The sequence below is a fragment of the Mucilaginibacter sp. genome (assembly GCF_965277465.1).
GTDB lineage: Bacteria > Bacteroidota > Bacteroidia > Sphingobacteriales > Sphingobacteriaceae > Mucilaginibacter.
The window spans coordinates 1,521,394-1,533,883 of the sequence record NZ_CBDICW010000001.1; the positions used below are offsets into that span (position 1 = coordinate 1,521,394).

Below are 12,490 nucleotides of genomic sequence, written 5' to 3' on the forward strand. Positions count from 1 at the left end.
GTATGGAAGTACAAGAAATTAAACAACGCTTCGGGATCATTGGCAATTCGCCATTGTTAAACCGGGCAATAAATATAGCCAACCAGGTATCGCCTACAGATATTTCCGTTTTAATAACCGGGGAGAGCGGAAGCGGTAAGGAGGTTTTTTCGCACATTATACACCAGATGAGTCCGCGCAAGCACGGTCCGTTTATAGCGGTAAACTGTGGTGCAATACCCGAAGGTACCATTGATTCGGAATTATTCGGGCACGAGAAGGGTGCCTACACAGGTGCCGTAGGCGAGCGTAAAGGATATTTTGAAACTGTAAATGGCGGCACCATATTTTTGGATGAAATTGCCGAAATGCCTTTAGGAACACAAGCCCGATTGTTGAGGGTGCTTGAGTCGGGCCAGTATATTAAGGTAGGGTCGTCGAAGGTCGAGAAAACAAACGTGCGGGTAATAGCAGCAACCAATGTTGATGTTTACGATGCCGTTAAAAGCGGAAAATTCAGGGAAGATCTGTACTACCGTTTAAACACAGTGCCGTTGCGGATCCCGCCACTGCGCGACAGGAAGGAAGATGTTTACCTGTTGTTCCGCAAATTTACTTCAGATTTTACCGATAAATACCGCACGCCGCCAATCCAGCTGGATGATGATGCGCAGCAGGTGTTGATAAATTACTCATGGCCCGGTAATGTGCGCCAATTGAAAAACATGGCCGAGCAATTGGCTGTGCTTGAACGCGACCGTGTTATTACCGCGCAAACCTTGCTTACCTACATCCCGCAGGAAACAGGACGAAACCTGCCCATGCGTGTTGAAAACCAGGCAAAGGAAGATTTTTCTGAACGCGATATTTTATACAAAGTATTGTTTGATATGAAACGCGACATGGTTGAACTGAAAAAATTAGTTGCCGATATTATTGAACACGGCGGTGTTTCAGTTAACCATGCCAGCCATACACAAACTTTAAATCAATTATACAGGGATATTGAGCTGCCCGGAACACCCGAAGCGCAATTTACCTTGCAACAGCCCGTTATTAGCACTAACAACAATAATGGCAGTGTTAACCCTTACAATATAACCCACGATGCCGAAGAGGTGGAAGAATCCCTGTCGCTGATTGACAAGGAATCAGACCTGATCCGTAAGGCATTAAAAAAGCACAAAGGCAAACGTAAGCTGGCGGCAAATGAGTTGGGTATATCTGAAAGAACATTGTACAGAAAAATAAAAGAGCTAAATTTATAATTAAATGAAGAGGATAACGGGGCCTTTAGTAATACTTGGATTGATCCTGATAAGCCAGGCGTGCACCTATAGTTTAAGTCTTAACGGGGCATCTATCCCGGCAACAATGAAAACCATAAGGGTTGATTTTTTTGAGAATAATGCACAGCTGGTAGTAAATACACTGAGCCAGCAATTTACCGAAGCACTGAAGGATAGGATCAGGAACACCACCCGTTTAAACGTGGTAAGGGGAGAGGCCGATGCAATTATGTCTGGTACTATTACCGATTATAATATTGCTCCGGTATCTATCCAGGCAACCAATAATAACGTGGCGCCAATTGCCGGACAAAGCCGTTTAACTATTACAGTTAACGTAAAATATGTATACGATGCCGATAAAAAGCTTAGTTTTGAGCAGTCATTTTCAAAATACAAAGACTTTAGCGGCGATATAGCCTCGCAAGAACAGGCTTTGATTGCAGATATAAATAAACAGTTAACCGAAGATATTTTTAACAGAGCCTTTGCAAATTGGAATTAGCTTGTATGAGCAAGCCCTGATTGCAGATATAAATTAACAGGTAACAGAAGATATTTTTAATAAAGCCTTTGCAAATTGGTAAGCAATTTGTAGTTTCAACAACGTGGAGCAAAATATTAACAACAGTCAGTATGATTTTTTATGGAAATTATTAGCAGATCCTGCTACTGATGCCCATTTGTACAACTATAATTTACAACGACTGGTTAATGATTTTCCGCAAAGCGGCATTTTACAGGCCCTGCTTGCCCATGCAAGCGATGAAAAAAACCTGAGGCGCGCATCTGTTTATTTCAATGCCAGGTCTTTATATAAACTCATCAATTCGCCATCAGCCATTGGTAGCGTAGCCAATGATCGTATTGTTATTCAGCCAAATGGGCATGCAAGTAATTTATCCGGCTATCAAACACACAGTGTTGATACCAGTGGAGCAGACAACTATTTTAGTGATCTGCCGGCTGCTGAATCTGCCATTGAAGAAACGGAACATACCTGGGCACATCAACCCGAAGCCATTGAGCACGAAGTTACCCAAACTGTTGCCGGCGAGCATCAGCATGTAGAAGAAACAATTTCGCATACCCCGGCCCCTGAAGAATCTTTTGAGACGCTGCATAATGAACCTCATGAAATTGCAGCGCCTGAGCATGTGCATGAAGCGCCCGTTGAAGCTGCTGCAGAAGAAATACATCCTGAATCATCAATAGTCCACGAGGTATTGAATGAAGCCAATGTTGAAGAACATGCTCCTGCGGATGAATTACCTGCTATTGAAACAGAAATAACAGAAGCTGTGCGCAAGCACGATCCTTTTGAATATGGATACAACCACGCAAATGCGGTATACAATACCGGGATCGAAGCAGTTAAAAGTGAAGAAGAAACCCACCAGCCAATTGAGCAGGTAAATGAAACCGTGCATGCTGTTGAACACACTGAAGTAGCTGCACCGGCAGATCACCACGATTTGCAAGAAGAAGTACCTGTTGAGCATCATTTTGCAGAACACATAGACGACACCCCAAACGAAGAGCATAGTGCCCCGGTTGAAGAGGTGTTTCATGAAATAGCAGCGCTGGAACATGTCCATGAAAATGATGAACCGGTAGCATCATTCAGCGAAAGCATAGCACACGAAGAAGCGCCAGAGGAAACGCATCAAACGGAAGCAACTGAACATCCTAACCACAACATCGAGGAAGAAACTTTTGATGAAATTGTGGGCATTGACCAGATCAACCTGCACGATGAGGCTGACAGGCTGATATTAGGCAGTATAGCATCTTCTGATTATTTTTTATTCGATAGGGCATTTGGTGAGCATAAGGATGCCACACCGGTTGACGATAGCCCGGTAACGGTAGCGCAGCCTTTAGCAGAAGAACCAGTGAAAAATAAGCCGGTTGCTGATACAACCGAGCCTGTATTTGGAGCCCCTGCTGCTGAAGAAGCAGACCAGCAGGACGTTTCAAAATACCACGACGAAAAAATGCCTTATTCGTTTTTATGGTGGCTGGATAAAACCCGTAAGGAGCACGCAACAATTAATCAGCCGTATGCTGAAACTGAAAAGCCTGTTTCTACAACTAAAAAAAGAGCCAATACCGACGAGTTACAGCAGCAGTATTACGAAAATATATTCCACATTACCTCTGTTGAAGAACTTGACAAAAGTGTTCCGCCGCCTGCCGAGCCTTTTAACCTTGATCCTTTAAAAAAGGAACATGTAATTATTGAGCGTTTTATACAGGAAGAGCCGCAGATAAAACCACAAAGCAGCGATAAACTGGATAATGAGAACAAAGCCAAGAAAAGCTCAGAAGACCGCGACGAAATGGTAACCGAAACACTGGCCGCTATTTACTCCGATCAGATGCTATATCACAAGGCAATAGCATCCTATAGAAAATTGATGTTGAAATTCCCGGAAAAAAGTAGTTACTTTGCCGGCAAGATTGAGCAGTTAGAAAAGAAAACAAACTAATATAAAAAGAAATGTATTTATTATTAATGATCATCGCCATTGTTGTATGTGTACTTTTAGTACTTATGGTGTTAATTCAAAACCCTAAAGGCGGCGGTTTGTCATCAAATTTTTCAAGCTCATCACAGCTAATGGGCGTACAAAAAACAGGCGACTTTTTAGAAAAAGGCACCTGGGTATTAGCTATTACCTTAATGGTATTATCAATGGCAATTAATGTATCTGTAAAAGGCGGTACCGAAAAAAGCGACAGCCCGCAGTTAAAGGAACAAATTGACAAAGCTTCAAAGCCGGTTAATGCACCTGTAAACGCACCAATGACATTGCCAACTGCACCAAAACCAGCAGCACCTGGTAAGTAAGCAATTTAAAATATAATGAAAAGGCTTTGGGGATTCCCAAAGCCTTTTTTTATTTAAGGAGCTTACTGACACGATGGCATTAGGATGTTAAGCTATCGTTAATAATAAAAAAGCAGGGCTGCTTAAAAGTGACAATTGAACAGTTAATATGCCAAATTTTAACCTTAAAGCTTGCTTGGCATAATTGATGTTCATACATAGCTGAAAACTTTATAAATTTAAAATCGATTATAATTATGTCATTTAACATTAAGCCTATTGCAGGTACTGCCAATCGAGTGATTGTTGAGCCTGCACCAGCAGAAACCAAAACAGCTTCTGGTATTTACATTCCTGAAACGGCTCAGGAAAAACCTCAAAAAGGTACTGTTGTTGCCATCTCGACTGAAGACGGAGAAGGTAAAAATCCTACTGTTAAAGAAGGTGATATTGTTTTATACGGAAAATACGGTGGTACTGAATTCCCGTATGAAGGTAAAACTTATTTAATAATGAAAGAATCTGATATCTACGGAGTGTTAAATAACTAATCATTAAGTCTAATTTCTAAAAATTAAAATATGGCAAAGCAAGTTAAATATAATGTTGAGGCACGTGACGCTTTAAAGCGCGGTGTTGATATATTAGCTAACGCAGTAAAGGTTACGTTAGGTCCTAAAGGCCGCCACGTAATTATCGACAAAAAGTTCGGTTCACCAGCTATTACTAAGGATGGTGTTACTGTAGCAAAAGAAATTGAGTTAAAAGATCCTATTGAAAATATGGGTGCTCAAATGTTAAAAGAAGTAGCATCAAAAACTGCTGATATAGCTGGTGACGGTACTACTACTGCAACAGTTTTAGCACAGGCAATTGTTACAGCTGGTATTAAAAACGTTGCTGCGGGTGCAAATCCAATGGATTTAAAACGTGGTATTGATAAAGCTGTAAAAGTTGTTGTTGAAAACCTTAAATCACAAAAACAAGATGTTGGCGATGATTTCAGCAAAATCAAACAAGTAGCTTCAATCTCTGCAAACAATGATGAGGTTATTGGCGAAATGATTGCTGATGCAATGAAAAAAGTTGGTACTTCAGGTGTTATCACTGTTGAAGAAGCAAAAGGAACTGAAACTGAAGTTAAAACTGTTGAAGGTATGCAGTTTGACCGTGGTTACCTTTCTCCTTATTTTGTTACCAATGCCGACAAAATGGAAGTTGAATTAGAAAATCCTTACATCCTGATCTACGATAAAAAGATCTCATCGATGAAAGAATTGCTTCCTATTTTGGAAAAACAAGTACAAACTGGCAAGCCATTATTAATCATTGCTGAAGATTTAGACGGCGAAGCTTTGGCTACATTAGTAGTTAACAAGATCCGTGGTTCACTGAAAGTTGCTGCTGTTAAAGCACCAGGTTTCGGCGATCGCAGAAAAGCTATGTTGGAAGATATTGCGGTACTTACAGGCGGTACAGTTATCTCTGAAGAAAGAGGTTATAAATTAGAAAGCGCTGACCTTTCAATGTTAGGCCAGGCTGAAAAAATCTCTATCGATAAAGATAACACCACTATCATCAATGGTATTGGTGATCCGGAAGTTATCAAAGGCAGGATCAGCGAGATCAGAACGCAGATAGAAACTACCACTTCTGATTATGATAAAGAAAAATTACAGGAACGTTTAGCCAAATTATCAGGCGGTGTTGCTGTATTATATATCGGTGCAGCTTCTGAAGTTGAAATGAAAGAAAAGAAAGATCGTGTTGACGATGCTTTACATGCAACCCGTGCGGCTGTTGAAGAAGGTATTGTTGCAGGTGGTGGTGTTGCTTTCATCCGTGCAGTTGCAGCATTAGTTGATCTTAAAGGTGATAACGAAGATGAAAACACTGGTATCCAGATCATCCGTCGTGCTATCGAAGAGCCTTTACGTCAGATCTGTGAAAACGCAGGTATTGAAGGTTCAATAGTAGTGCAAAAAGTTAAAGAAGGTACTGCCGACTTTGGTTACAATGCACGTACTGATAAATACGAAAACTTAATTGCCGCTGGTGTTATTGACCCTACTAAAGTAGGCCGTGTAGCATTAGAGAATGCTGCATCAATTGCAGCTATGCTTTTAACTACCGAGTGTGTATTAGCAGATGATCCGGATGATGACAAAGCTATGCCTGCAATGGGCGGTGGCGGCGGCATGGGCGGTATGATGTAATATCCCCTCCGTTTTATAATATAAAGTGGTCAGTATTTAGGCCACCTCAAAACCCTGTCTGTTTTTACAGACAGGGTTTTTGTTTTGCAGGCTACACCCCAAGCGCTATTTTTTAGTAAATGAAATGTCATTTGTTAATCAAATGATTGATTAAGTAATAATTGGGTTACAAATAGGCGTATTTTTGTTGCAGCTATTCAAAACTAAGTTATTAGGCACAGCATTTGAATAGGTATGAGTATTATGAAACATATAACAGAAAAAACCAGACAAATACATAGCTCATTAGTTGAATGGCTGTTGTTTAAAGGCCCAGAGCTTTTTATAACTATATACGGTAAATAATAAAATTATTAACTTCGCTTTCATTGTATGAAAGTAGAAGAGTTTTACCAGCAATTTCACCACTGGCTCATTACGCGGGGCCCACAATATGTCTTCGGCATATTTGTTTTTTTTGCAGGCCTTTGGGTAATCAGGTTTATCCGCTCACGCATGCGCGACAGGATGAGCCGCAACAAGGTTCATTCATCATTACAGCCTTTCTTTCTTAGTCTCAGCATCACCAGCTTATATGTATTACTGATTATTTCGGTAATGAACATTGTAGGTTTCGAGATGACCATCTTTACCACCATAATTGGTGCGTTTAGTGTGGCGGCTGGCCTTGCCCTTTCCGGAACTTTCCAGAATTTTGCAGGCGGCGTACTCATTTTATTATTGAAACCTTTTGAACTTGATGATAGTATTTTAGCCCAGGGGCAGGAAGGTAAAGTAACATCTATCCAAATATTTTATACTGTTTTAATTACTGCCGATAATAAAACGGTAATTATCCCCAACGGCAAGCTGTTTAACGAAGTTATTGTGAACGTAACCCGCGAAGGCAAAAGGCGTCTTGATTTTGAGGTTAAGTTAGCATACGCTGCCGATATTGATAAGGCCAAACAAGTTATGCAGGATGCCATTACCTCCACTGATAATGTATTGACCGATCCAGCCATAAGGGTTGGCGTAATAAGCCTTGATGTTGACAGCATAAAATTCACTGTTAATGTTTGGGTTGAACCTGCAAATTATCTCACCGTAAAAATAGCCCTGATGGAAAAAATCTTTAAAGCACTTGGTGCTGCCGGTATCAGTTTCCCTAAAGCGGGTTAATAAATTGCATTCGTCATCATAAAACCAGCCTGCGCTATTATTAAAGGCCTTTTGTCGCTGTAATTCCATTATACTATTGTAATTTTGACCGATGCAAAAAGAGCAAATTTCTGTTTTTGATATGTTTAAGATCGGCATTGGGCCTTCAAGTTCGCATACGCTTGGCCCATGGCGTGCTGCACAGCAATTTGTAGAAGCTATTCAAGAACGCGGAACGCTTGACCTAGTTGTTGAAATTAAAATTTTATTATACGGCTCGCTTGCCAAAACTGGCAAAGGGCACGGTACTGATATAGCCATTCTTTTAGGTTTAAGCGGCGACGACCCCGTAACATTTGAGGTTGACAGGGTGGGCCCTAAAACCGACCTGATCAGATCATCGCACAAGCTGATACTGGCAGGCAAAAAAGAAATTAGTTTTTTTGCGGATGATGATATGCTCTTTCTGTTTAACGAGAGCCTGCCTTATCATCCTAATGCGGTAACCTTCCAGGCATTTTTAAGCAATGGCACCGCCATATCCGAAACTTATTATTCTATCGGCGGTGGCTTTGTAGTAAAAGAGGGCGGCAGTAATCATTCAAAAGCTGAGGTTGATCTGCCCTTCCCTGTCGAAACAGCCAATAACCTGCTGCACTGGTGCATAAAAACAGGTTTAAAGATCTCGGATATTGTAATGGAGAATGAGCTGGCCTGGCGCAGCGAACAGGAAACCATAACAGGTGTACTGAATATCTTTACCGCTTTAAAAGAGTGTATCTATCGCGGCTGCCATACAAAAGGTACATTACCCGGCGGGTTAAATGTTGCCCGCAGGGCAGCTACGCTTAACCGAAAGCTGATAGGTAACCATAGTTATAGTAATTATGATGAGTGGGTTGCCGCAATCCGCAAAACTGGTGACAGCTTTAAGAATACGCTGGATTGGGTAAGCTGCTTTGCGCTTGCTGTAAATGAGGAAAATGCCTCATTCGGCAGGGTAGTTACGGCGCCAACCAATGGTGCTGCCGGGGTTATACCAGCAGTGCTGCAATATTATATTGTTTTTTGTGACAGCTATACGGATGAACGAATCATCCAGTTTTTACTTACCGCATCAGAAATAGGCAGCATCTTTAAAAAAGGAGCTACCATATCAGCCGCTATGGGTGGTTGCCAGGCAGAGATAGGGGTATCATCGGCAATGGCTGCTGCGGCGCTTACAGAGTGCTTAGGCGGCACACAACGCCAGGTATTAATGGCAGCAGAGATTGCTATGGAGCACCATTTAGGCATGACCTGCGACCCTATTGGCGGCCTGGTTCAAATTCCATGTATTGAACGTAATACGATGGGCGCTATAAAAGCAATAACTGCCTCGCAGCTTGCCCTGCAAACCAATCCTGATAATGCCAAGGTAAGCCTTGATGCCGTGGTGAAAACCATGTGGCAAACCGCGCTGGATATGAACTCAAAATACAAAGAAACATCAGACGGTGGCCTGGCCATAAATATCCCTTTAAGCTTGCCGGAGTGTTGATAATAAGGCACTTGGAATACTAAAGCTAAAAGCTTAAATTCGTTTGTATGATGACAAACGATCGCCGCATATTCCTGAAGCAGGCAGCAACCCTTGCCGGAGCTTTTTCTGTTAACAGTTTATTTAACCAGGTGCATGCGGCAGATTGGCAGCAGGCATCAAAAAAAGTAGCCCATTTAACGGCCATCGAGGTTGCCCAGGATGAAGATTACTGGAGCACCATACAGCGGTCGTACAGTGTAAACCCTAACATCATCAACCTTAATAATGGCGGTGTATCACCGGCACCTATCGTGGTGCAGCAGGCAGTTGAGCGTTATAACCAATTGGCAAACGAGGGCCCGTCCTATTTTATGTGGCGCATCCTTGATCAGGGTCGTGAGCCACTGCGCGAAAAGTTAGCTGCTTTGGCTGGTGTACTGCCAGAGGAGATCGCCATTAACCGGAACTCCACCGAAGCATTAAATACCATTATATACGGCCTCGACCTGAAAAGCGGCGACGAGGTGCTGGGTACCAAACAAGATTATCCAAATATGATCAATGCCTATAAACAAAGGGCCGCGCGCGAGGGCATTGTTTATACGCAGATAAATTTTAACCTGCCTATAGAAGATGATGAGCAAATTGTAAAAGGTTACCAGGATGCTATCACCCCAAAAACAAAACTGATCCATATAACACACATGGTGAATTGGGTAGGCCAGATAATGCCCGTACGTAAAATAGCGGATATGGCCCATGCAAAAGGTATTGAGGTGATTGTGGATGGTGCACACTCATTTGGTTTGCTTGATTTTAAGGTGAGCGATTTGCATTGTGATTATTTTGGCACCAGCTTACATAAATTTCTTTCGGCGCCAATTGGCAGCGGAATGATGTGGATCAAAAAGGATAAAATCGAAAAGATATGGCCGCTGATGTGTAACGATAAACCACATAGCAGCGACATCAGGAAGTTTGAAACCATTGGTACCCGTAGTTTCCCGATTGAGCAGGGCATTGGCGAGGCCATTAATTTTCATGAAGGCATAGGCAGCAAACGGAAAGAAGAGCGGATAAGGTACCTGAAAAACTACTGGGCAACAAAAGTACAGCAGGTACCCAAAGTAAAACTCCATACTTCCCTCAATCCAAAATACTCCTGTGCTATTTGCGGGGTAAGTGTGGATGGCATGACGCCCGGCGAATTAGACAGCGCTCTTTTTAATCAGTACAAAATACACGTGGTTGGCATAAATTGGGAAAACATTAGTTGCGTGCGCATAACACCACATGTTTATACCACTATACCCGATATGGATAAATTAGTAAGGGCTATTGAAGAAATTGCAGCCAAAAAATAAGAAGGTTATTTTTTAAGTTTTGCTTTTACCATTGGTTCAAGCTGGGCCACCCATAGCATATACATTTTACCGGAGGGATGCAGGCCATCAGGAGCAACTAAAGTAAGATCGTTAGCAGCCTGCCTTGATATGGCCGTAATATCCAGATAATGCACGCCGGCTTTTGTGCTTTCAGCCTTGTTAATGGCGTTGAACTGGTCAATATCTGGTCCAATAATGCTATCCTGTCCCCCTGCAAATGGCGTTACCCCATAATCCGGGATCGACAAAACAAAAACCCTGCTGGTATCACCTTTGGCAAAGTTAATGGCGGTATGTAAAACCTGCACAAATTTGGTTCGGTAGTTATCCTGGCTTAAACGCTGAAACTGATCATTAACCCCGATAAGTAAGGTCACAAAATCATATTTTTTACCGTTGATGTTGCTGCGGACAATCGCACTGATCAGGTCGTCAGTGGTCCAGCCGGTGGTTGCAATAATAGTTGGGGCATTTACACCCAGTTTATCAACATTTAAGGCATTGGTAAGCTGGTATGGAAAAGATTGCACCTGCGGTACAGCTTCGCCAATAGTATATGAATCGCCTAAGGCAAGATAATTCAGTGTATCTGTCATTGTTTTTTTGGTAGTATCCGTAACTACGGTTGTTTGGGTTACCTGTGCGCTGCTGTCAGCCTTTTTGGTACACCCGGCTAATGCGGTTAAGCTTATTAATATGATCTGTACTATCTTCATAACATCTCCATACCAAAAAGTACGGAAATATGATGTTTCAGGATTTTTTTAACTTCATTAATATCAACCTCGTGCCCAAGTTCTCTTTTTATACTGGTTACATCCTTATCATCAATACCACACGGAATCATGTTATTAAAATAATCCAGATCGGTATTTACGTTAAGTGCAAAGCCATGCATGGTAACCCAGCGGCTGCAGCGTACGCCCATAGCACAAATTTTGCGGGCCTTCTCGTTATCGGCATCAAACCAAACACCGGTATAGCCGGGATAGCGGCCTGCTGTTAATCCAAAATCGGCAAGGGTAAGTATTACGGCTTCCTCAAGGGTACGCAGGTACAGGTGTATATCGGTAAAAAAATTATCCAGATCAAGTATGGGGTAGCCAACAATTTGGCCCGGCCCGTGATAAGTAATATCGCCGCCACGGTTTATGGGGTAGTAAACTGCATTTTTTTCCTTAAGGCCCTGTTCATCCAATAACAAATGCTCGGGCTTGCCGCTTTTACCTAATGTGTACACATGCGGGTGCTCGCAAAAAATAAGGTAATTGGGGGTTGGTATATCTTCTTCCTCATCAACACCTGCTGCCACTTCGCGGTTACGGATCTTAATCTTCAGGTTTACGGTTTCGGCAAAAATAGCTTCCTGCTTTTCCCATGCCTGCTGGTAATCAATCAGCCCCCAGTCAATAAAATTTACCTTTTTGTTCTTCATCTTTCTATCCCTTAACGTAACCAACCATGTAGTCCTGGTATTCCAGGTAGCCAACATCATATTTAATATCGGTATTGCCTTTAAGCAGGTTGGCCTTTATCCAGCCATGCCCCTCAAACTGAAAAGGTTCCAGCAAAATATTATTAGCAAATGATACTTCTTTTTGTCCGAAGCACTTGTACACCGCTTCTTTAGCGCACCAGCAAACGTACAGTTGTTTTATTTTATCGCGGGTGGTAATAAATTTAAGCTCTTCTTTGCGCATAAACTTGTGGGCAATGCGCTCCACCTTTTGCTTTACCTGCTCAATATCAATACCAACAGGCCTGGTACTTATCATTACGGCGGCATAATCAAAGGAGTGGCTTAAGGAGATATGGTAAGGCAGGTTTACCAGGTAGGGCTTGCCATGTGCGTCAATCTTACAGTCAATATATTCATCGGTGCGCAGCAATTTACGCAGTAAAACACGCGTACCCAGCCAATGCAGGTTTCGTTTACCTATCTTCAGTTTTTCGTAATGGGCTTTTTCGTGCTCATCCAATTGTAACTGGCTGTATAATTCGTCAGCTTCTTCTTCTATTTTCCAGATCGCAAATTCCGTTTCATCATCAATCTGCTGCCTGTACGCTATAGCCATAAAGTAAAATTGCTAAAAGGATAACAAAAGTATAACAAATAACGGTAATTT

At 42.1% G+C, this 12,490-nt stretch carries 12 protein-coding genes; 9 read left to right on the forward strand and 3 right to left on the reverse strand.

The genetic code is table 11. The features are described 5' to 3' along the window. Positions 1-2: 2 nt before the first annotated feature. From ACQY4U_RS06955 to ACQY4U_RS06995, 9 genes are all read left to right on the forward strand, one after another. Positions 3-1,247, forward strand: a complete 1,245-nt coding sequence (locus ACQY4U_RS06955) for a sigma-54 interaction domain-containing protein (protein WP_428328669.1) — start codon at positions 3-5, stop codon at positions 1,245-1,247. A 4-nt stretch (positions 1,248-1,251) separates the two neighbouring features. Continuing rightward, entirely contained in the window at positions 1,252-1,773 is a 522-nt protein-coding gene (lptE, locus tag ACQY4U_RS06960) for an LPS assembly lipoprotein LptE (protein ID WP_428328670.1), read from the forward strand. A gap of 103 nt (positions 1,774-1,876) precedes the next feature. Next, entirely contained in the window at positions 1,877-3,760 is a 1,884-nt protein-coding gene (locus ACQY4U_RS06965; protein WP_428328671.1) for a hypothetical protein, read from the forward strand. 11 nt (positions 3,761-3,771) lie between these two features. Next, a complete protein-coding gene (gene secG, locus ACQY4U_RS06970; protein WP_428328672.1) occupies positions 3,772-4,122 on the forward strand; it encodes a preprotein translocase subunit SecG in 351 nt (116 codons plus the stop codon). A 236-nt stretch (positions 4,123-4,358) separates the two neighbouring features. Beyond that, the gene (locus ACQY4U_RS06975; protein WP_428328673.1) at positions 4,359-4,652 is read left to right on the forward strand and encodes a co-chaperone GroES; all 294 of its coding nucleotides are present in this window, start codon (positions 4,359-4,361) and stop codon (positions 4,650-4,652) included. Positions 4,653-4,682: 30 nt separating this feature from the next. Beyond that, positions 4,683-6,317, forward strand: coding sequence for a chaperonin GroEL (groL, locus tag ACQY4U_RS06980; protein ID WP_428328674.1), 1,635 nt, complete (start codon positions 4,683-4,685; stop codon positions 6,315-6,317). Between the two features lie 372 nt (positions 6,318-6,689). Beyond that, positions 6,690-7,478, forward strand: a complete 789-nt coding sequence (locus ACQY4U_RS06985) for a mechanosensitive ion channel family protein (RefSeq protein ID WP_428328675.1) — start codon at positions 6,690-6,692, stop codon at positions 7,476-7,478. Positions 7,479-7,569: 91 nt separating this feature from the next. Then, on the forward strand, positions 7,570-8,997 hold the full coding sequence (locus ACQY4U_RS06990; RefSeq protein ID WP_428328676.1) for an L-serine ammonia-lyase: 1,428 nt from the start codon (positions 7,570-7,572) through the stop codon (positions 8,995-8,997). A gap of 47 nt (positions 8,998-9,044) precedes the next feature. Next, on the forward strand, positions 9,045-10,343 hold the full coding sequence (locus ACQY4U_RS06995) for an aminotransferase class V-fold PLP-dependent enzyme (RefSeq protein WP_428328677.1): 1,299 nt from the start codon (positions 9,045-9,047) through the stop codon (positions 10,341-10,343). Positions 10,344-10,348: 5 nt separating this feature from the next. Here the strand turns inward: ACQY4U_RS06995 and ACQY4U_RS07000 are convergent, their stop codons facing one another. From ACQY4U_RS07000 to ACQY4U_RS07010, 3 genes are read right to left on the reverse strand one after another with little or no spacing between them, the layout of a single operon-like run. Continuing rightward, positions 10,349-11,080, reverse strand: a complete 732-nt coding sequence (locus ACQY4U_RS07000; protein WP_428328678.1) for an SGNH/GDSL hydrolase family protein — start codon at positions 11,078-11,080, stop codon at positions 10,349-10,351. Further along, complete coding sequence (lipB, locus tag ACQY4U_RS07005; RefSeq protein ID WP_428328679.1) at positions 11,077-11,799, reverse strand: lipoyl(octanoyl) transferase LipB; 723 nt, start codon at positions 11,797-11,799, stop codon at positions 11,077-11,079. Before lipB ends, ACQY4U_RS07000 begins: the two co-directional genes overlap by 4 nt. A 4-nt stretch (positions 11,800-11,803) precedes the next feature. Then, positions 11,804-12,439, reverse strand: coding sequence for a 4'-phosphopantetheinyl transferase family protein (locus ACQY4U_RS07010; protein ID WP_428328680.1), 636 nt, complete (start codon positions 12,437-12,439; stop codon positions 11,804-11,806). Between the last annotated feature and the right edge of the window lie 51 nt (positions 12,440-12,490).

Coding starts and splice junctions, on each gene's coding strand:
- lptE (WP_428328670.1), top strand. CDS start 1,252: ATGAAGAGGATAACGGGGCCTTTAGTAATACTTGGATTGATCCTGATA.
- lipB (WP_428328679.1), bottom strand. CDS start 11,799: ATGAAGAACAAAAAGGTAAATTTTATTGACTGGGGGCTGATTGATTAC.
- ACQY4U_RS07010 (WP_428328680.1), bottom strand. CDS start 12,439: ATGGCTATAGCGTACAGGCAGCAGATTGATGATGAAACGGAATTTGCG.
- ACQY4U_RS06985 (WP_428328675.1), top strand. CDS start 6,690: ATGAAAGTAGAAGAGTTTTACCAGCAATTTCACCACTGGCTCATTACG.
- ACQY4U_RS06955 (WP_428328669.1), top strand. CDS start 3: ATGGAAGTACAAGAAATTAAACAACGCTTCGGGATCATTGGCAATTCG.
- ACQY4U_RS06990 (WP_428328676.1), top strand. CDS start 7,570: ATGCAAAAAGAGCAAATTTCTGTTTTTGATATGTTTAAGATCGGCATT.
- ACQY4U_RS07000 (WP_428328678.1), bottom strand. CDS start 11,080: ATGAAGATAGTACAGATCATATTAATAAGCTTAACCGCATTAGCCGGG.
- groL (WP_428328674.1), top strand. CDS start 4,683: ATGGCAAAGCAAGTTAAATATAATGTTGAGGCACGTGACGCTTTAAAG.
- secG (WP_428328672.1), top strand. CDS start 3,772: ATGTATTTATTATTAATGATCATCGCCATTGTTGTATGTGTACTTTTA.
- ACQY4U_RS06975 (WP_428328673.1), top strand. CDS start 4,359: ATGTCATTTAACATTAAGCCTATTGCAGGTACTGCCAATCGAGTGATT.
- ACQY4U_RS06995 (WP_428328677.1), top strand. CDS start 9,045: ATGATGACAAACGATCGCCGCATATTCCTGAAGCAGGCAGCAACCCTT.